Genomic DNA, 19,706 nt, shown 5'->3' with positions numbered 1-19,706 from the left:
TAAATCCCCTTACAATTCTTAGACGTTAGGATTTTGGTGTGCCAGCAAAAGATATTTACCACAACACTGTGAAATTTGCCTTGCAGAAGGATGGTTGGACAATTACCCACGATCCCTTTCCATTGCAAATAGGCAAAAAGCGTCTATCTGCCGATTTGGGTGCAGAACGTCTCATCAGTGCCGAAAAAGAAACCCAAAGAATTGTTGTTGAAGTAAAGAGTTTTGTCGGACAATCTGACGTAAAAGATTTGGAGCAAGCATTGGGGCAGTATGTCCTGTATCGCCAAATCCTGAATGAAATGGGGAGCGAGCGCAACCTTTATCTTGCCGTTTCTCAACTAACGTTTAACAGCGTATTTACCATACAATTGGGACAAGTGTTACTCAAAAACCAAATTATCAAGCTAATTGTTTTTGATGATAAAAGTGAGGCTATCGTGCAATGGATACCCGATTAAAATACCAAGATATTATTAAGAGCGTACTCCAAAATCATGCCGCTTATCGAACTGCGTTACCCGATGATTACACCTCTCACGTTTTATTTGATGATCAGCGCGGACAATACTTAGTTTTGGATATAGGTTGGAGTGGCGATAAATATCTCCATACCACACCCATTCATTTAAGTTTAATTGGTGAAAAAATTTGGATTCAATGCGATGATACTGAAGAAGGTGTAGCAACTGATTTGCTCCAAGCAGGAGTTCCTAAAGAAGATATAGTTCTTGGTTTTCGTCATCCTAAAGTACGGCAATATACAGGTTTTGCTGTAATAGCAGGCGATGACTTCCAGTCGGTCGCAGACGATCGCACTACTGGAAAATATGATTGCTCCTAATTATCTGCAAATATTCCAAATGCGTAGACGCAAAGCCGGAGACTCCGAAACTCCGGGCTTGTCGTCAGACATCGCTGTTATATTTCATTCCCTAGCTTCAGTCGAGTGATTTCAATTCTAGAGGTTTGAAGGAGCGATCGCTTGTTTGTTGTGTCGGGTAATCTGGGAATAGTGATTTATTTAGTATCAGTTATTCCGAACACTACCATCAGGCATAATAGTTGTACTGAATATTGCTCCTTCCAGATTTGCACCATCTAAAATCGCGCCTTCCAAATTGGCATTAGTTAGATTAGCATTACTAAGGTTTGCATAACTTAGGTCAATATACTTTAAAATTGAATTACTTAAGTTTGTGTTAGATAAATTAACTCTACTTAAATTAATTCTTGTGAAAAATATATTAGATAGATTTGCGCCTGAATCAAGATATATAGCTTTTGATAAATCACTACCATTAGGAAAAATAGTTTCCGAATTATAAAATGCTCCTACTAAATTGGTATTAGTCATGATGCTATAGCTAAGATCAGCATTACTTAAATTAGCACCACCTAAATAAGCCTTACTAAGGTTAGCACCTATTAAACTTGCACCTTTTAAATTTGCAGAACTTAAATGAGTATTGTTAAGATTAGATTCATTAAGATTTGCACCACTCAAATTTACATCATTCATGTAAAGACCGCTTAAGTTAGCTCTACTTAAATCAAGAGAGTGTAAATCTCTGCAAGATAAAAGATATTTGTGATGTCCAGATAAATCTACTCCAGAGGTAATTGGGATAGCTTGAGATAAATTAACATTTGCAGGAAAAATTGTTTCTGAGCAGTAAATTGCTTCACTCAAGTTAACTCCAGTTAAGTCGGCTTCGGTGAAATTGGCACGCATTAAATCAGTCTTGCCTAAATTTGCATTTATTAAGTTAGCTCTAGTAAAATTAGCTTTACTTACTATAGCTCTTACTAAAGTGGCATTACTTAAATCAGCTTCTGTGAAGTCTGCATCTGTTAAGTTTGTCAAAGCACAACCATGTTCACCCACGTCGAATTTAGCACCTTTTAAGTTTGCTCTTCTTAAATTAGTTGATTTAAAAGATGAGCTACTCAAGTTGCTTTCTTCAAGATTAATACCTTCTAAGTTGGCATTTTGGAAAAAAATTTCAATTAACCAAGCACGACTCAAATTTGCATTACTTAGATTTACGCCTTGTCAAAGACCATTCCACAGTTTTATACCAGGAAGCTGTACACCACTTAAATCGGCTCCTCGCAAATCAGAAAGCCTTAATTCAACACAACTGAAATTGTTTGTAAAATCTCGTTCTCCTAATGCGTAACGTTGCAACAAAATATCTTTAATCGCAGCAGGATTACAATTGTCGTTGCAAATATGGCCGCTTGGCATAATCGTGTTGCACAAAATAGCCAACCTTAATTCTGGGGAACCACTTGTTTCCACAATCTCAGCGTTACTTAAATTAGCATTTGTGAGATTTGTATCCTCGAATCTTGTATCAACTATGTCTGCATTTTCTAAATTTGCGCCTTCTAGATTTGCACCTTCTAAACTGCTTTCCAATATTTTGTAGTTTGCTAATTTTGCCCCTTTTAAGCTGGCATATTGAAAATTACACTCAATTAAATCGGCATTACTCAAATCTGCTTCATCTAGCATTGCATAGCGTAGGTTTGCTCCCTCTAAATCAACTCCTTTAAGAATAGCTCGTTGAAGATTAGCCCCGTGTAACTCGGCATTTCTTAAATTAGAGTTGCTTAAATTAGCTCCGCTCAAGTTAATACCTATTAAATTAGCATTGTTTAAACTAATGCCAATAAAATTTCTTTCCCCAGAGGCATACTGTCTGAGTAATTCTTTAATATCCATAACTCAAATAAAGCGATTGTTAACATTACTATCAGTATCTCATTACAAAAAAGATACTGCCACTATTACTGTTATTGCTGTGTGATTTACACAACAAGCAACCTTTTACAAATCCAGCCAGATTGCTAAAGTCATTCTAGTACAAATTTACTCGACTTTGGGATCAGCACCAATCGATTATGAGGAAATCAATTAATATAAATAATGTTGGGTTCCGCTAATGCTGCACCCAACCTACATAATTTTTTAAATAATTGTTTAGAATCCAGTAGATGAGGTGATTGTACAGTGGATAAACTAGCAAAATATCAAGAGTATGTTAAAACATTGTTGATGATTTATTGGAAGTTAACTGGCGCGGCGCAGAAATGTATGGAGCTTATTTCTCCAATACCGTTATGCCAGATGGGGAACTCGTAACTGAACTAAACAGCTATGGCTGATCAGTACAAACATACTCAACTTTGGCAGCAGAGATTGTGAGGAGTTACAAAGTCTTCTACACTGACTGAAATAGGTTTTAAATCTCTCTGTTAGGCTCCTCATGACGGACAACGATTCTGAATACATCAGGCAAGATGAAGCCACTCGTGTGCGTGTACTAAGCGAAGCACTACCTTATATTCAACAATTCACCGGTCGTACTGTTGTTGTCAAATATGGTGGCGCAGCGATGAAAGATAGCACACTCAAAGACAAAGTTATCCGCGACATTGTATTCTTATCCTGCGTGGGCTTGCGTCCAATTGTAGTACACGGCGGTGGCCCAGAAATTAACAGTTGGTTAGATAAGCTGGGCATCGAACCACAATTTAAAAATGGTTTGCGAGTCACTGATGCCGCCACAATGAATGTGGTGGAAATGGTTTTAGTTGGTCGAGTTAACAAAGAAATTGTCTCCCTGATTAACCAAGCTGGTGGATTGGCTGTAGGACTTTGTGGTAAAGACGGTAATCTATTTACAGCCCGTCCCCAAGGTCAAGAAGGCATCGGTTTTGTCGGGGAAGTCAGCAATGTGAATATCAAGATTTTGGACACCCTCGCTAGCAATGGTTATATTCCAGTAGTGTCCAGCGTCGCCGCAGACGAAACGGGACAAGCTTATAATATTAACGCCGATACTGTAGCTGGAGAAATCGCTGCTGCACTAGGAGCAGAAAAGTTAATTTTACTGACTGACACCAGTGGAATTTTAAAAGATTACAAAGACCAATCTACTTTGATTCCGAAAGTAGATATTCGCCAAGCCCGCGAGTTGATTGCCAATGGTGTAGTTAGCGGTGGGATGATTCCTAAAGTCAGTTGTTGTGTGCGATCGCTTGCTCAAGGAGTGCGTGCGGCACACATCATTGATGGTCGCATTCCCCACGCCCTATTACTAGAAATCTTTACTGATGTTGGGATTGGAACGATGATTCTGGGTTCGCAGTTTACGTTGTAAGAGACGCGATTAATCGCGTCTGTACAGGAGTTTGGAGTAAAAAGTTCTTCCTCATCTCTCTTTAGGGAATTTCAAATAAAAAAATACTCAACTACTTCTTGTGGGCTGGACGACATGAGCGCCCAGTAACTAAAGGCGGGCTTTTCGGCCCACCTGACAAGATTGCGTAATTTATTTGTTGGAAATCCCTTACCGGGGATAAATGAAAACACGCGATCGCCCGCCGTTAAATGGTCTATGATGCCATGAGTTATTGATAATCACCGGGTTAACTAGCGATCGCTCACCGCTAAATGATCTACGATGCCATGAGTTATCTATAATCACTGGGTTAACTATGGTTGAGTCTGGAATTGCCGGATTAATCCAAGTTGGATTAATCAGGGTAGAATTTCTCACGTTCTGCCTGATCTGGGGATAGGAATAATTGTAGTAATGAGTGCGTTGTGGTATTAGTCCCGTTGTCGGGTCTACAGGCATAGGTGTGGGAATCGGACTACCATAAATAAAGGAACCAACAGCAGGCGATCGCCTGTCTCCATAACCAGGTGTGGGAATCGGACTACTATAAATAAAGGAACCAACAGCAGGCGATCGCCTTGCTCCATAACCAGGTGTGGGAATCGGACTACTATAAATAAAGGAACCAACAGCAGGCGATCGCCTTGCTCCATAACCAGGTGTGGGAATCGGACTACTATAAATAAAGGAACCAACAGCAGGCGATCGCCTGGCTCCATAAGCGCCGTCAATCACGATCACACGCTGGGCGGAAGCTGGAGCAATGCTTACACCCATCACTGCTAAAGTCATACCTGCTAAGAGCCAATTCAGTTGTGAATGCTTGATTTTCAACATATTTTGCTCACCTGCATTTGATACCAGAATTTTTAATCAGAAAATTATCGCAGCTACTTAGTTAAAATTTTAGAAGTTTATTCACTTTCAGATTGCCAGTTTTTGAAAAGATTCCAAAAAGATTGCTGGGATTGGCAAAATAAAAATAGTGCTGATTTTTTATAGAAAACGTGAGTACAGAAAGTTTAGAAATCGCTAAAACCCGCTACCAGACTGGGAAAATTGCCTTTGAAAATGGGCAATACCGCGAAGCCGTAGAAAATTTAGAAAAGGCCAGCGCCCTGTTAGCTCGTAATTCTCGCCTTGGGGGCGAAGTAGAAATTGATCTGGTGACAGCTTATGAAGCAGCTGGACGCACGGATGATGCGATCGCTCTTTGCGAAAGACTCAAACGCCATCCCCATTTTGAAACCAGCAAACAAGCGCGACAGATGCTTTACATCTTAAAAGCACCAAAGCTGAAAAGACCCAGCGAATGGATGACCCAAATCCCCGATTTGGGCACACTACCCGATAATGAACTCAAAATTTCTATAGCTGCTAAGTCTACGAAATCTTCTGTGCAGAATAAGTCTAAACCTGCCGAGCCAGAATTCGTTGACCTCAGTCAGGTCAATACCAGAGATAATCGCTTTATCTGGGTGGCACTAATTGCCATTGGTTTAACTATCTCGTACTTGGTTTGGTTGAGTTTTTCAGCAACCCCCGGCTGATAAGCTGTTCTTTATCTAGTTTGCATATCTAAATTTAATCAAAGTCTTGTGGGCTGGGCCCAAAAGCCCGCCCAATTATGCAAGTTAAAGATGGAACAGCTTACCAATTTTGGATTTGGGATTTTGGATTAAAATTCTTTACCAAAACGGTGTTCTCGGAATCTCAAACAATACTAATAAGTCAAGATTGGTTAAAAAATTTGACTTTTGGGGAGATTTATGGTTTCAACTTCTGCAATTTTCGGAAAGATTTCCTTGTGGTTAATCAGACCATTTAGTTTTGTGTTGGCAAAAATGAAATTTCTCTCACCACTGAATGGTCGAAATCGAATGAAGCGCGTTTTTCCCCTCCGAAATCCTATTTTGTGGCTAGTGGTGTTAACATCCCTGCTATTGTCTGGCTGTGTGAAGTACGATGTGGGGCTTAACTTTGATAATTCAAATAGTGGTGAACTAGTACAGCATATTAAGTTGGGAGAGCGGCTAACCAGTTTTAGTGGCGATTCTGTCTACGAATGGTTAAACACCATAGAACGCCGCGCCCGTCAACTTGAGGGTAAAGCGCAACGAGTTTCCCAAGAAGAAATCATCGTCACAATTCCTTTTAGCAGTGGTAGGGAATTGCAAGAAAAGTTTAACGGATTTTTTAACTCCCGTGTAAATCAATCCTCTGAGACTGTGCAGAGCGAATCTGATTCAGAACTGCCGAAAATTGAATCAAACGTCCTCTTGGAACAGAACAATTTTTTACTTTTAGTCAGAAATCGGTTGATTTATGATTTGGATTTGCGATCGCTGTCTCTAATTGCCAGCAAAGATAATGTCCTGGCTAATGCTGGTTCAATTCTCGATTTGGAATTTAGCTTGAAGACTCCTTGGGGAGCCAAAAACATTCAACAAACTGAAACTGCGATTGCGCCACAAAAAAATGGCAATCAACTAGTGTGGAAACTCCAGCCTGGTGAGCTAAACCACATAGAAACTGTTTTCTGGCTTCCCAGTCCCCTTGGTATTGGTGCGTTGTTAATTATCTTGTTTGTCTGGGGAGGATTGTACTTGAGATACAATTTCATGCCAGATCCCAGAATTCAGTTTCCTGCCAAAGTAGCAGCGATCCAGGAACAGTAGACTATTTATCTGTTGAATATTGTTAGCGAAGCCGATGGAGAATACATCGGCTTTTTTACACTTCCTCCAGCTTTTTTTAAAAATGAATCATAGCGAATTAGCCAAAGAAATTGTTCGTGTTTCCTACTTGAGAGGTGAGTTTCGGTTACGTTCTGGTCAAATATCTGACCATTACTTTGATAAATACCAGTTTGAATCTAATCCTTTGTTACTGAAGCGGTTAGCTAAAGAAATGGTAAAAAAGATTCCACCAGGCACGGAAATTTTGGCAGGGCTGGAATTAGGGGGAGTTCCTTTGGCAACAGCAATTTCATTAGAAGTTGGATTGCCAGTTGTCTTTGTTCGGAAGACAAAAAAAGAATATGGGACTGAGAGAATAGCAGAAGGGATTAATATCCAAGGAAAAAAATTGTGTATCATTGAAGACGTTATTACAACAGGTGGTCAGGTTATAAAAAGTACGGAAGCGCTGCGGAATGCCGGAGCGATCGCGGACTTCGTAACTTGCGTAATCTGGCGTGGAAATACACAAGACAACAGCCTCGAAAAAGCTGGTATTCAAAAACTTCCTCTGTTTGACATGGAAGAACTTTCAGTATGGATGGAACTGTCTTAAGGAATAGGGAATAACTTTAGTTCTGGGTTTAGAGTGCAGTCAAAAAGCAAAATTATGCCGAGATGCTCCAGAGTCATAAATAGGACTTACGCAAAATATCTCTGAAACTCTGATTTCCACCGTCCCTTGCGCGTCTCCCCTTCTCCCAAAGGGAGAGGCTAGCGCCTGCCGTAGGATGCCCGCAGGGCTGTAGGGAGAAGTTCAGATGCCTGCGGCGGGCTGCGCCATCGGCCCAAGCCGCCGCTCCGACAACTCTTGTGTGTCGCGCCAGTTGCTTTAAGTCGGGGAACCCGCCCAACGCACTGGCTTCTCTGCGCCTGGAGCGGTAGCCTGCGGCAAGCCGCTCCGCGTCTACGTGATTCCGTAACTCGTGCGTAAGTCCTAATAAAGTGTCCTTATTCCAATCCCACAACTTCAGTCGTCACTATTCCCCATTCCCCATTCCCCATTCTTTGTTCCCGTTGTTCGCTGCCATACCAACGTTCAGCAAGTGCATTGAGTTGATGAAGGATTTCAATGAGTTCCTGACCACGTTCTGTGAGACCGTAAGTTACTTGAGGTGGGACAGTTGGTTCATAGTGGCGATAAATAATTTCTGCTGCCTCAAGCATCCTCAGTCTTTCCGTTAGAACTTTGGTGGAGATGCCCTCAACTAGGTGCTTCAATGCACCAAAGCGAGTAGGCCCACTATTACACAATACCCACAGTATATACATTGTCCACGGCCCTGATAGTAAGGACATCAGAATACTAACAGGGCAAGCATCAGGATTTTTAGAGACAAACATCGAGCAGTTAGCTAAGATTGTGCGACAGTTACTTTATGGTAACTACTTTACTTTAGTAACTAGTTATTTTTAGTATCTAATCTGATGCTTTGAAATTTAGACTCAAAAAAAGTAAAAGCAGAAATCTTAGCTAATCAGGAGATATTTGGTGGTAAACATTCTACATATTGATTCCAGCCCCCGTGCAGATCGATCGCACTCCAGAGAACTATCTAAGGAATTCGTCAGTAGTTGGAAAGCAGCGCATCCTGAAGATGCGATCGCCTATCGAGATTTAGGGCATCAGCCAGTTCCTCACGTTGATGAAGCTTGGATTGCGGCGGCATTTTCACCACCAGAAACCCATACCCCAGAATTAACTCAGGCACTTAGGATTTCTGAGGAGTTAGTAGATGAATTTTTAGGTGCCGATCGCTACGTCTTTGGAGTGCCAATGTATAACTTTAATATACCTTCCACTTTCAAGGCTTACATCGACCAAATCGTTCGGATTAACCGGACTGTTGCAATAGAAGCTCAAGGTTTTAGAGGATTAGTCGAGGGTAAAAAAGCGGTAATCATTACAGCTCGCGGCGGTGACTTTAGCCCAACATCTCCTTTCATTGCCTACGACTTCCAAGAACCCTACCTGCGAACGATTTTCGGCTTTATTGGGCTTACAGACATTCAATTTATTAACGCTAATAGCATGAACAATAGTGATGATGCCCGTACCCAATCTCTATCAGAAGCACGGGCAGCAATTCAAGATGCGATCGCTCAGTGGTAAGAGGGACGCGAGGACACGGGGAAAATTCCTCTGCCTCATGCCTCCTTCAAGGTGACAACCGCTCAATTTTCCAAGTGCCATTATCTAAACGGCTATAGAGCAAGCGATCGTGTAAGCGGCTAGAGCGGCCTTGCCAAAACTCAATTTTTGTGGGGATCACTCGTAAGCCTCCCCAATGAGGCGGTCGAGGAATCTCCTCATTTCCATATTTGCTCTTAAACTCCTGCAAGCGTCGCTCCAGAACTTCTCGGCTTTCTATCACCTCGCTTTGATTAGATACCCACGCACCCAGGCGACTATTGGCAGGGCGAGTGTGAAAATATTGGTCAGACTCAGTTTCAGAAACTTTCTCCACATACCCACTAATTCGGACTTGACGCTCCAGTTCTGCCCACCAAAAGACTAAAGCCGCCTGGGGATTTTCTGCTAGTTCTTGTCCTTTGTGACTGTTGTAGTTGGTGAAGAAGGCAAAGCCCCGTTCATCAAAATTTTTGAGTAACACCATTCTGGCTAAGGGCTTACCGTCTGGTGTGGCTGTGGCAATGGTCATGGCATTGGGTTCAGGAAGTTGCGCTGCTAGAGCCTGATCGAACCATTTTTTAAATTGGATAAAAGGATTGAGGTCTACTTCGAGTTCGCTCAAACCTTCCAAGGTATAGTCTTTACGAAGGTCAGCTACAGTTTTGTTCATTGTGATTTTGTTCCTTATTATCAGATACGCTTATACTTGTCTTTATTAAAAATATCTATGATGATGATCAACGCCATCAAGAATTTTTAAAATTCTCTCAAGGTATATCTAAAATAGGTTGCATAAAATGCGCCGTTCGGCCTCCCTTCAACGCCTGTTAATTTATGGTCTAAGCGGTCCCATTATCGCTCTCAATGTCTGGCTGCTTTCTGTGCTTTTTCGCTATTTCCAGCATCCGATTACCGTCTTGAGCATTGCGGCGATTCTGGCTTTTCTCCTAAATTACGCGGTTAAGTTCTTTGAACGTGCTCGGATCACCCACACTCAGGCGGTGATCATAGTTTTACTTGCAACGTTAACCGTGTTTGGGATTCTGGGCATCACCCTAGTACCGTTGATCATTGACCAAACAATCCAACTCTTAAATAAGATCCCTAATTGGTTAACCACCAGTCAAGCAAACCTAGAGCAGTTTGAGACGCTGGCAAAACAACGACGTTTGCCAATTGATCTGACGGTTGTGAGCAGTCAAATCAATGCCAACATTCAGAATGTGGTGCAACAGCTAGCTTCTGGTGCAGTCGGATTTGCTGGAACGCTGCTGTCAGGATTACTTGACTTAGTGTTAGTTATCGTGCTTGCATTTTATATGCTTTTATATGGCGATCGCGTCTGGTATGGTCTAATCAATCTTTTGCCCTCTAATATTGCAGATCCTCTCGGCAGATCCTTGCGCCTAAATTTCCAAAACTTCTTCCTCAGCCAGTTGTTGCTAGGACTGTTCATGGTGCTAACCCTGACGCCAATTTTCTTAGTGATCAAGGTGCCCTTTGCCCTGTTGTTTGCCATGTTAATTGGGATTTCAGAACTCATTCCCTTTATCGGCGCGTCTCTCGGCATTGGTCTGGTGACGATTTTAGTACTTCTGCAAAATTGGTGGTTGGCAGTTCAAGTTGCGATCGCGGCAATTCTCATGCAGCAGCTTAAAGATAACCTGTTAGCGCCCAGGTTACTCGGCAATTTCATTGGACTGAATCCCATCTGGATTTTTGTGTCTATTTTGATGGGATTTGAGATTGCGGGATTGTTGGGGACACTTGTTGCTGTTCCCATTGCTGGTACTATTAAAGGCACTTTCGATGCAATCAAGAGCGCCAAGTCGAGTGATTTTGTATCAACTGTCACTATTGCCCATGATCGCCCCCCCGATTAAGACCTACGGTGTACACACAAGTCGAAAAAAGCTCGATTTCCCATTGTTCTCTCATTCCTATGCTCCGCATGGGAACGAGTGATTGTTCCAACTAACTCAATTTAGTCCGTTTCAACGGACTTTAGCTATTAGCTTTGGAATTTATTCCCAAGCGGGATAGCAACGAAGCCAAAGAATCAAAAGTTGCACAATCTGATCTCACAATTGACAATGGTGATTGATTACAAATTTCAGAGCAGGCAAAGCCTGATTAAAACAAGCGCAAGCAAACGTATAAAGTACACGCTTTGCCAATAGTCAATGAGTTTAGTGTTGAATTTACGGTCTTTTGATTTCTTATTAATTAATTAAGAACCCGTTGATGGAAGCTTCCGAGCTATTAGAAACAATCACACTCTTGATTTACCAAGCCCAGCAGGGGGAAATTGATCCTTGGGATGTCCAAGTGATTGAGGTGATTGACCGTTATTTAGAACTGATGGCACCGGAGGCAATAGCCCGAGGCTATGAAGCGGACTTGTCTCAATCTGGACAGGCATTTTTGTCAGCATCAATGCTGGTATTATTCAAAGCCAATACCTTAATGCAATTGTCAACAGTAGGAGATGGAGAGGATGGTGTAGAAGATGATGCTCTGTTGTCAGATGAAGACGGTATATCACATCAGGGTCATCGTCTACCACTAGAACGGCAATTGCGTCGTCGTCCAGCCGCAATGCCGCCACCAAAGCGCCGGGTGACTCTGCAAGAGTTAATCAAGCAATTGCAGATCATGGCGAACCAACTGAAACTAGTAGAAAAAGTCAGCAAACCTATCCGTCCCAGACGTCAGCCTAGCGTCCAAAGTATGCGGGAAGCGCTGGAGTTAGCTCACCAGGAAAATCTGACAGAAGTCGCTAGGGAATTGGAGCAGCTGTTGAAATTGTCGGCAACAGAGCTAAGTTTAGAAGAAAATTGGTTTAATTTAGAACAACTTGTAGAGTTGTGGACCCAGACAAAGCTTCTCAACCAAAACGGCTCTGGACATGAGTCTAAACACAGTAACCTAGTTAGCGTTTTCTGGGCGCTACTACTACTTTCGGCTCAATCGAAAGTAGAGCTATTTCAAGAGGAGTTTTACCACGAGATTAAAATTCGCTTACTTAGAGATTCAGCTAACACCTGCAAACCTTTTGAGCACCCGATGAACTAAGAAAGCCAAAAGTAGCCCTACAGATAATTTAGAGATTTTTGCTTCAGCCCCAAAATCCGAGTAAATTGAAAAGATAAGCGATCGCTTGTCATCTAAGTACCCCTATGGTTGCAATAACCACTAAATTACTGTTATCCCTGTCTTGAAGGATAACTTAGAGCAGAAATAAAAACTGATGATTAAGTATCACTCGATAAAAGTAAACTGGCTTGTGGTTGAGGAATAAATTTTTATGAAAGCGATGATTCTCGCGGCTGGTAAAGGTACTCGCGTGCGTCCGATTACCTATACAATTCCCAAACCGATGATTCCCATCCTGCAAAAGCCAGTGATGGAGTTCTTGCTGGAACTGTTACGCCGACATGGATTTGACCAGATTATGGTCAACGTTAGTCATTTGGCCGAAGAAATAGAAAACTATTTTCGTGACGGTCAACGGTTTGGGGTAGAGATTGCCTATTCCTTTGAAGGGAAAATTGATGACGAGGGTAAACTTGAGGGGGAAGCGATCGGTTCAGCTGGAGGGATGCGGCGCATTCAAGACTTCTCACCATTTTTTGATGATACCTTTGTGGTGTTGTGCGGTGATGCTTTGATTGACTTGGATTTAACTGCGGCGGTTAAATGGCATAAAGCCAAAGGGGCGATCGCTACTATAATTACCAAACCTGTCCCCAAAGAAGAAGTTTCTAGCTACGGTGTAGTTGTGACTGACGAAGATGGTCGTGTCAAAGCTTTCCAAGAAAAACCTTCAACAGAAGAAGCCCTCAGCACCAACATCAACACAGGTATTTACATCTTTGAGCCAGAGGTTTTTAACTATATTCCCTCTGGTGTCGAGTATGACATTGGTGGCCAATTGTTTCCCAAATTGGTAGAAATCAAAGCTCCCTTCTACGCCATCCCTATGGACTTTGAATGGGTAGATATTGGTAAAGTACCAGACTATTGGCGGGCGATTCGCGGTGTGTTGCTGGGTGAAATCAAAAATGTGCAAATCCCTGGTCATGAAGTCGCGCCTGGCATTTACACTGGCTTAAATGTCGCCGTAAATTGGGACAAAGTAGATATCACAGGTCCAGTTTACATTGGTGGCATGACCAGAATCGAAGACGGAGCTAAAATTGTCGGCCCAGCGATGATTGGCCCCAATTGTTGGATATGTAGTGGTGCAACAGTAGATAACAGCGTGATTTTTGAATGGTCGCGTCTGGGGCCAGGAGTCCGGTTAGTCGATAAGCTGGTGTTTGGACGTTATTGCGTAGATAAAACTGGTGCTGCGATCGATGTACAAGCGGCTGCTTTAGATTGGCTGATTACCGATGCCCGTCAGACAGTCCCATCACATACCCCTCTTGAGCGACAAGCGATAGAGGAATTGTTGGGGACAAACGCAAATTAGGGAATGGGGAATGGGGAATGGGGAATGGGGAATGGGGAATGGGGAATGGGGAGCAGGGGAGAACTTTTTCAGGGTCTTTCCCCAATGCCCAATGCCCAATGCCCAATGCCCAATGCCCAATCCTAACTATTTAAGTACGTATATCTTCTGAGACTCTGCTCGTAGGTTTGTAACAGTCGCTGAGATTCCGCTAGGGTGATCCGCTTTTCTTCTAATGCTTTCTCGCAACGCTGGCGAATGTTTTCCACCATATCTTCGGAGTCATACTGGACGTAGCTCACTACTTCGCTCATGGTGTCTCCTTTGACAACATGTTCAATTTGGTAGCCTTTGGGCGTTAATTGGATGTGAACGGCGTTGGTGTCGCCAAATAGGTTATGCAAATTGCCCATGATTTCTTGGTAAGCTCCATTCAAGAACATCCCCAAATAATAGGGTTCTCCGGGCTTGTAGGTGTGCAACTCTAAAACCGATTTGACATCGCGCAGGTCAATAAAGCGGTCGATTTTACCATCACTGTCGCAGGTGAGGTCTGCTAAAATTCCTCGCCGCGTTGGTTCTTCATCCAAGCGGTGGATGGGCATAATTGGGAATAACTGATCGATCGCCCAGCAATCTGGTGCTGATTGAAACACTGACATATTCACGTAGTAGATGGAAGCCATAATTTGCTCTAGGTCTTCCAGTTCATCGGGTACGTATTCTTGCTGTCTAGTGATGTTGAGAATTTTCTGACAACAAGCCCAGTAGAGGCGTTCGGCCTTGGCTCGTTCTCTAAGGCGTAAAATTCCTAAGTTGAAGCGGCTGATGGCTTCTTCTTTGAATTGTGCAGCGTCGTGATACAACTCTTGGTAATTCTCTTGGTTGATGGATTGGTAGCTTTCCCAAAGATAATTAATAATTGGGGATTCTCCCTCTTGCGGAGGTTCTGGTGCGTCGAGGGGGACATCGCTAGTACTGAGAACATCAAAAACCAGTAGCGACTGATGGGAAGCAAGCGCTCGTCCACTTTCACTAATCAGTGTTGGTACGGGAATCTGCCGTTCAGCACAGGTATCTTTTAACTCTGCCACGATATCGTTGGCATAGTTCTGCATGTTGTAATTTTTCGAGGCATAGAAGTTGGTTTGGGAGCCATCATAATCTACGCCCAAGCCACCACCAACATCAAGGTATTTCATATCCGCCCCCAGCATTGCCAATTCCACATAAATGCGGCTGGCTTCTTGAATGGCATCTTTAATCACATTGATGGCAGAGATTTGTGAGCCGATGTGGAAGTGCATCAACTGCAAAGAATCGAGCAGATTAGCTTCCCGTAACTTGTCAACAGCCTCGATTATCTCAGGCATTGTCAAACCAAATTTAGCGCGATCGCCACTGGAGGCTCCCCAACGTCCCATACCTTGGGTACTGAGTTTAGCGCGAACACCTAATATCGGCTTAATACCTAACTGTCGATTGGCATCAATCACCAAATCAACCTCTTCAATCTGTTCTAAGACGATGATTGGTGTTTGCCCTAGTCTTTGGGCTAACATTGCCGTTTCGATGTATTCTCGGTCTTTGTAGCCGTTGCAAACTAACAATGCTCCTGGTGTATCCAGGACAGCCAGAGCAATCATTAATTCTGGCTTGGAACCGGCTTCTAAACCAAATTGATGGGGCTTGCCAAATTTCACTAAATCCTCAATCAAATGCCGCTCTTGATTGCATTTGACGGGAAACACGCCACGGTAAACGCCAGGGTAATTATAGCGGGCGATCGCTTTATTAAAACAAGCGTTCAGCCGCTCAATCCGGTCTTCCAAAATATCGGAAAAGCGAATCAACATGGGAAGTCCCAAGTTGCGCTGTTTCAGGGCGTTGACCAATTCAAACAAGTCTAGAGAACCCCCGCGATCGCCCTTGGGTGCGACAGTAACGTGTCCAGCAGCGCTAATGGAAAAATAAGGTTGTCCCCAACCTTCAATCCGGTATAACGCTTCGCTATCCTCAATTTTCCAGGAGCGAGGTAAATCTCCTGTGGTAGGACTAGGTGGTAACAGTTTTTTTTGCTTATGATTTTTCACTTCTAATTTTTGTCCATTGGACGGTACTGGTACCACCTCGTCAGATGTAGCAGTTGACTCAACACCCATTTACTTCCTAACCTCTGTTTTTCACCCACAAATTAACAATTTAGCGTATTCATCTGGGAACGTATATGCACCCAAAGATAATTTCTGAGATAAACTCTGATTGGTCAAGAGTCATATGTCATTAGTCATTAGTCATTAGGAGCCAATTGTGTGCGGGGGTTCCCCCTGTTGAGCAAACTGGCGTTCAAGAGTGCAAAACTCTTGGACAAAGGACTCTTGGACAATTGACCAGATAAAAAACTCATTAAGTTTTTGGAGATAGCTTTGGAACGTACATTCTTAGCAATTAAGCCTGATGGAGTACAGAGGGGACTAGTGGGGGAAATTATCCGTCGCTTTGAAACTAAAGGTTTTACCCTAGTTGGTTTAAAGTTCTTGAAAGTCAGTCGGGAGTTGGCTGAACAACACTATGATGTTCACCGAGAACGTCCCTTTTTTGCTGGTCTAGTGGAATTTATCACTTCTAGCCCAGTGGTGGCGATGGTATGGTCAGGTGATGGCGTGGTTGCATCTGCCAGAAAGATTATTGGTGCGACAAACCCCTTAACATCAGAGCCAGGAACGATTCGCGGCGATTTTGGCATAAATATTGGTCGCAACTTAATCCACGGTTCTGACGCTCCAGAAACCGCGCAAAAGGAAATAGCCCTATGGTTTAAGGATGAAGAATTAGTCAATTGGCAACCACACTTAACGCCTTGGTTGCACGAGTAAGACTGTAGGGAGTGGGGAGTAGGGAGTGGGGAATGGGGAATAAGTGAACAATTATTATTCTTCCTCATCTCCCTCATCTCCCTCATCTCCCTCATCTCCCTCTTTTTACTTAGAGACTTCGCTCTTTTCTGGTTCTACTTGGGGCAATTGGATACCAACACGCTTGGAAAATCCCCAGCCTAAAATTAGGAAGATCGCAGCAATCATGATCCATTCTGGTGGAACTAAACTATCGTTTACCACTTTCAACAACAAGCGTAAACCCACTAAGGCCACAGTTACATAGCCTGCATCCTCTAGGTTTTCATATTCGTCTAGCCAACGGATAAACAATCCCGCCATGAATCGCAGCGTAATAATACCAATTGTTGCACCCGTCAGCACCAGCCATTTTTCTTGAGAAACTGCGATCGCAGTTGTCACACTATCCAAAGAAAATGCCAAATCTGTAAATGCTATCACCGGTATCGCTTGCAACAATGAATTAAAACGCGGCCCGTGATGATGCTCGTCTTCACTTTGTTGAGAGGTAAAGTGTTGGAATACCAACCACAGCAGATAAGCAGCGCCCAATAATTCAAATTGCCAGAATTTTTGCACCCAAGTGGCAGTGAGTATCAGGGTGATTCGCAGCACATAAGCAACGACTAAACCAAAGTTCAAAGCTTTACGCTCAAGTTCTTTGTCTTCCAGCCCCCTAGCGATCGCAGCCAGGGCGATCGCATTGTCGGCAGATAACAGCGCCTCTAAAAGCACCAGGATCAGCAGAACTATAGGGGCTTCAACGCTGAAATGAAAATCGAGGTAATCAAAAATTCGGTCTAGCATTCCGGGTTTCTCAAGCAGAAAAAATTAAAATTTGACAAGAACAGAGATTTTCATATTAAAAAGCGCAATAAATTGCCACTCTAATTCAGCTTAACGTGGTTGTGGTGCATTTTAAAGAGGGTTGAATGTATGCGATCGCCCTACAGCTGGGGTAATGTGCGTATAAGTCAATACACCCAAGGTTTTAACATTTAGTGAATGCGATCGCAATGGGCTGCTGTCATTTCGCATCTAGAATTAGGATCTGAGAACAAAAATATATTTTGTATCGCCCTCCAAGTGCTAAGACCTCATAGAAAATTTGTAGGTTGGGTTGAAGGTCGTGAAACCCAACATTTGCATGGCTTTGTTGGGTTTCGTTCCTCAACCCAACCTACACCGAAGTGATTTTTAGGCAAAACCTACGCAGTATTGATTTTATATCGCCCTTCAAGCGCTATAACATCATTAAGTGAACGTAACTTTTCTGAATTATTGAAGCATGGATAACACACTTCTACAACGCATCACTCATAATCCAAATATCTGCCACGGTAAACCCTGTATTCGAGGACTTCGTTATCCAGTTGAGTTTATTTTGGAACTGCTCAGTTCTGGTATGAGTACTGAAGAAATATTGAAAGATTATGACGATTTAGAATCTGAAGATATTTTCGCTGTCTTGTTATTTGCCGCTCGACTTAGCCAAGTCAAAAGCATTCATCGAATCGCCTCATGAAATTTCTTGTCGATGCTCAGTTACCAGTTCGTCTTGCCCGTTTTCTCAAAACTTCAGGTTATGACACAATCCACACCAGAGACTTACCAGGGGAAAATGCCACGCCAGATAATGAGATTAATGCCGTATCAATTCAGCAGAATCGAATTTTAATTACTAAAGATGTGGATTTTGTCAACTCTTTTTTAACAGTTCAGCAACCTTATAAACTTCTTTTAATCACGACAGGCAATATAAATAACTCAGAATTGGAATCTCTATTTATAGCTAACTTCCAATCTCTAGTTAAATTGTTTAAGCAGCATTCCTATATTGAAATAAGTCGAGACACGATTATTGTGCATCAGTAGTCTTTAGAAAAATTCCTAACATCACGCATAGGCTTTAGCTTCGCGTTCTAGACGTTCAATTTCTCTTTTCCACGACTCAAGGCTGTGTTCTCGCTTTCGTAATTTCTCTGCTATAGGGTTTCTGGAAGGCTGGGTATTTGGATTAGGCAGAATTCCATGATTTTTAAGCCAAGTAGGGGAAAATTCCTGCCAAAGATAAACATGATCGTGTCTATCGCCACCTAGACAGCGAATACGTTTGACTGAAAGTGTTGATTCACCAAAAAGGATTTGCTCATTTGTGGAATTTTTAGGAAACAGGCGCGTCTCACCACCGCCTCCACGAAAGAATTCGACTACAAACCACTCACCAAAATCGAATATACAAACCTCTGTCGGATCACTACCATCATCCTCTAGTAGATCAACATCATCTTGGATTTGATACCCTATGGCGATTTGTGATGTCTTGGGTAACAAGATGCGAAGCCGTTCAAAGCGGTTACTGTAATTAGCCCAAAAGTCCCTGCGACTACATAGCCGATTTGACTCGAAGTCTGGTAAATCGAGCTTGTTCAATATTAGATTTACTAACTTTTGGAAATCACCATAATTGATACCTCCAATCCACTCTCGAAGTCGTTGCCTTGCTGGATCTGAAAGTTTATACCATTTTTCACCATTTCTATAGTTATGTCTCAACCAATCAACCAGTAAAGAATGATTGCTTGCTATATTATTAGAAACATTAGTTAGCAAATGATTAACAGCCTTTGTTTGCTGACTTTCTAACATTTCATCCAAACAACTTAACAGCCATTTTACTTGCTGCTGATTTGGAGAGCGAATTGTAGTAAAATAGGGAGTTATGTCTTCTGTGAATTTGCTGAATAATGGAATCCAAACAGGTAAATATTCTCGGATATTGTTTAGTAATTCAGTTCGATTAACACGCTGTTCACAAGCAATTTTTGCTAATTCTCTACCTGCTTGTTCACTCCAAAGCGCCCGAATAATTTGAACTGGTAGGAGGTGACTAACTAAATCAGAATTAGCAAAAATATCAAAAGATTCAACTAAAGACTGTGCTAACACCTGTTTTTGCTGATCACCATAATAAAGAGCTAAACGCCACAATAGCTGATGTTGCAACCATAAATTAGAAATTGCTACCTTCCAAATAGCTGCTGATGTTTTCCTGCATCGGTCAAGATTTTGCTGATCCCACTGTGCTTTAGCATGGATGCAATAAACCCAGTCCAACTTACTTACTTGATCAGCTTTACCCTGTTCAATAGCTTCCAATATTTTATCAACACTTGGTATTGATATTGTTGCATCTGGTAAGTTACTTGCAAGCTGAATAAGTTGATTAGGACTACACTGGGGAGTTTCAGGTAGTGAAGGAATGGAAAACTGAAAATTCAATGTTTTAGC

General features: G+C 42.4%; 22 protein-coding genes and 1 pseudogene. 14 read left to right on the top strand and 9 right to left on the bottom strand.

Annotated elements, in window-relative coordinates; genetic code table 11:
- Positions 1–38 precede the first annotated feature (38 nt).
- Together HWQ23_RS17640 and HWQ23_RS17635 are read left to right on the top strand one after the other, a co-directional pair.
- Positions 39–458, top strand: coding sequence for an element excision factor XisH family protein (locus HWQ23_RS17640; RefSeq protein WP_292830444.1), 420 nt, complete (start codon positions 39–41; stop codon positions 456–458).
- Positions 443–841 carry a XisI protein gene (locus HWQ23_RS17635; RefSeq protein ID WP_292830442.1) on the top strand — a complete coding sequence of 133 codons (399 nt, stop codon included), beginning with the start codon at positions 443–445 and terminating at the stop codon, positions 839–841. Before HWQ23_RS17640 ends, HWQ23_RS17635 begins: the two co-directional genes overlap by 16 nt.
- 186 nt (positions 842–1,027) lie before the next feature.
- Here the strand turns inward: HWQ23_RS17635 and HWQ23_RS17630 are convergent, their stop codons facing one another.
- The 3 genes and pseudogenes from HWQ23_RS17630 to HWQ23_RS17625 form a co-directional block, all read right to left on the bottom strand.
- Complete coding sequence (locus tag HWQ23_RS17630) at positions 1,028–1,885, bottom strand: pentapeptide repeat-containing protein (RefSeq protein WP_472850405.1); 858 nt, start codon at positions 1,883–1,885, stop codon at positions 1,028–1,030.
- Positions 1,886–1,900: 15 nt separating this feature from the next.
- Positions 1,901–2,038 (bottom strand): annotated as a pseudogene (locus tag HWQ23_RS33680) (pentapeptide repeat-containing protein); the annotation flags it as partial.
- A 15-nt stretch (positions 2,039–2,053) separates the two neighbouring features.
- Complete coding sequence (locus tag HWQ23_RS17625; RefSeq protein WP_292830438.1) at positions 2,054–2,728, bottom strand: pentapeptide repeat-containing protein; 675 nt, start codon at positions 2,726–2,728, stop codon at positions 2,054–2,056.
- Positions 2,729–3,272: 544 nt separating this feature from the next.
- On the opposite strand from HWQ23_RS17625, the gene argB reads away from it, so the two are divergent.
- Complete coding sequence (gene argB / locus HWQ23_RS17620) at positions 3,273–4,169, top strand: acetylglutamate kinase (RefSeq protein ID WP_292830436.1); 897 nt, start codon at positions 3,273–3,275, stop codon at positions 4,167–4,169.
- Positions 4,170–4,358: 189 nt separating this feature from the next.
- Here the strand turns inward: argB and HWQ23_RS17615 are convergent, their stop codons facing one another.
- Positions 4,359–5,027: a hypothetical protein gene (locus HWQ23_RS17615; RefSeq protein WP_292830434.1), complete on the bottom strand. Its 669-nt coding sequence runs from the start codon at positions 5,025–5,027 to the stop codon at positions 4,359–4,361.
- 170 nt (positions 5,028–5,197) lie between these two features.
- Here HWQ23_RS17615 and HWQ23_RS17610 point away from each other — a divergent pair, with 170 nt between their 5' ends.
- The 3 genes from HWQ23_RS17610 (at position 5,198) to pyrE (ending at position 7,484) form a co-directional block, all read left to right on the top strand.
- Positions 5,198–5,740, top strand: a complete 543-nt coding sequence (locus tag HWQ23_RS17610; RefSeq protein WP_292830432.1) for a tetratricopeptide repeat protein — start codon at positions 5,198–5,200, stop codon at positions 5,738–5,740.
- Between the two features lie 219 nt (positions 5,741–5,959).
- Positions 5,960–6,868 (top strand): DUF3153 domain-containing protein, encoded by a 909-nt coding sequence (locus tag HWQ23_RS17605; protein WP_292830430.1) that lies wholly within the window; start codon positions 5,960–5,962, stop codon positions 6,866–6,868.
- An 82-nt stretch (positions 6,869–6,950) separates the two neighbouring features.
- On the top strand, positions 6,951–7,484 hold the full coding sequence (gene pyrE, locus HWQ23_RS17600; RefSeq protein WP_292830428.1) for an orotate phosphoribosyltransferase: 534 nt from the start codon (positions 6,951–6,953) through the stop codon (positions 7,482–7,484).
- 395 nt (positions 7,485–7,879) lie between these two features.
- Here the strand turns inward: pyrE and HWQ23_RS17595 are convergent, their stop codons facing one another.
- Complete coding sequence (locus tag HWQ23_RS17595) at positions 7,880–8,272, bottom strand: winged helix-turn-helix transcriptional regulator (RefSeq protein ID WP_292830426.1); 393 nt, start codon at positions 8,270–8,272, stop codon at positions 7,880–7,882.
- 148 nt (positions 8,273–8,420) lie between these two features.
- Between HWQ23_RS17595 and HWQ23_RS17590 the strand changes: the two genes are divergently transcribed.
- Positions 8,421–9,041, top strand: a complete 621-nt coding sequence (locus HWQ23_RS17590; RefSeq protein WP_292830424.1) for an FMN-dependent NADH-azoreductase — start codon at positions 8,421–8,423, stop codon at positions 9,039–9,041.
- A 46-nt stretch (positions 9,042–9,087) separates the two neighbouring features.
- On the opposite strand, the gene pdxH is transcribed toward HWQ23_RS17590, so the two are convergent.
- A complete protein-coding gene (pdxH, locus tag HWQ23_RS17585; protein ID WP_292830422.1) occupies positions 9,088–9,732 on the bottom strand; it encodes a pyridoxamine 5'-phosphate oxidase in 645 nt (214 codons plus the stop codon).
- Positions 9,733–9,859: 127 nt separating this feature from the next.
- Here pdxH and HWQ23_RS17580 point away from each other — a divergent pair, with 127 nt between their 5' ends.
- The 4 genes from HWQ23_RS17580 to HWQ23_RS17565 all read left to right on the top strand — a co-directional run bounded on the left by HWQ23_RS17580 (position 9,860) and on the right by HWQ23_RS17565 (position 13,665).
- Positions 9,860–10,945, top strand: coding sequence for an AI-2E family transporter (locus HWQ23_RS17580; RefSeq protein WP_292830420.1), 1,086 nt, complete (start codon positions 9,860–9,862; stop codon positions 10,943–10,945).
- A gap of 361 nt (positions 10,946–11,306) precedes the next feature.
- Positions 11,307–12,137 carry a segregation/condensation protein A gene (locus HWQ23_RS17575; RefSeq protein WP_292830418.1) on the top strand — a complete coding sequence of 277 codons (831 nt, stop codon included), beginning with the start codon at positions 11,307–11,309 and terminating at the stop codon, positions 12,135–12,137.
- 232 nt (positions 12,138–12,369) lie between these two features.
- Positions 12,370–13,539, top strand: coding sequence for a sugar phosphate nucleotidyltransferase (locus HWQ23_RS17570; protein WP_292830416.1), 1,170 nt, complete (start codon positions 12,370–12,372; stop codon positions 13,537–13,539).
- A gap of 3 nt (positions 13,540–13,542) precedes the next feature.
- The gene (locus HWQ23_RS17565; protein ID WP_292830414.1) at positions 13,543–13,665 is read left to right on the top strand and encodes a hypothetical protein; all 123 of its coding nucleotides are present in this window, start codon (positions 13,543–13,545) and stop codon (positions 13,663–13,665) included.
- Here the strand turns inward: HWQ23_RS17565 and speA are convergent.
- On the bottom strand, positions 13,662–15,680 hold the full coding sequence (speA, locus tag HWQ23_RS17560) for a biosynthetic arginine decarboxylase (protein ID WP_292830412.1): 2,019 nt from the start codon (positions 15,678–15,680) through the stop codon (positions 13,662–13,664). The genes HWQ23_RS17565 and speA overlap by 4 nt on opposite strands.
- 264 nt (positions 15,681–15,944) lie before the next feature.
- Here speA and ndk point away from each other — a divergent pair, with 264 nt between their 5' ends.
- Positions 15,945–16,394 (top strand): nucleoside-diphosphate kinase, encoded by a 450-nt coding sequence (gene ndk, locus HWQ23_RS17555; RefSeq protein WP_292830410.1) that lies wholly within the window; start codon positions 15,945–15,947, stop codon positions 16,392–16,394.
- Positions 16,395–16,499: 105 nt separating this feature from the next.
- Here ndk and HWQ23_RS17550 read toward each other — a convergent pair whose 3' ends face one another.
- The gene (locus HWQ23_RS17550; RefSeq protein ID WP_292830406.1) at positions 16,500–17,222 is read right to left on the bottom strand and encodes a TerC family protein; all 723 of its coding nucleotides are present in this window, start codon (positions 17,220–17,222) and stop codon (positions 16,500–16,502) included.
- Between the two features lie 481 nt (positions 17,223–17,703).
- Here HWQ23_RS17550 and HWQ23_RS17545 point away from each other — a divergent pair, with 481 nt between their 5' ends.
- Positions 17,704–17,940, top strand: a complete 237-nt coding sequence (locus tag HWQ23_RS17545) for a DUF433 domain-containing protein (RefSeq protein ID WP_292830404.1) — start codon at positions 17,704–17,706, stop codon at positions 17,938–17,940.
- On the top strand, positions 17,937–18,290 hold the full coding sequence (locus HWQ23_RS17540) for a DUF5615 family PIN-like protein (RefSeq protein WP_292830402.1): 354 nt from the start codon (positions 17,937–17,939) through the stop codon (positions 18,288–18,290). The genes HWQ23_RS17545 and HWQ23_RS17540 overlap by 4 nt, the downstream gene beginning before the upstream one ends.
- 21 nt (positions 18,291–18,311) lie before the next feature.
- Here the strand turns inward: HWQ23_RS17540 and HWQ23_RS17535 are convergent, their stop codons facing one another.
- Positions 18,312–19,697: an EH signature domain-containing protein gene (locus HWQ23_RS17535; protein WP_292830400.1), complete on the bottom strand. Its 1,386-nt coding sequence runs from the start codon at positions 19,695–19,697 to the stop codon at positions 18,312–18,314.
- Positions 19,698–19,706 lie beyond the last annotated feature (9 nt).

Source organism: Nostoc sp. JL33 (assembly GCF_017114985.1).
GTDB lineage: Bacteria > Cyanobacteriota > Cyanobacteriia > Cyanobacteriales > Nostocaceae > Nostoc.
Note: the sequence above shows the minus strand (reverse complement) of the source record. Positions and strands in the feature narration are given on the sequence as shown.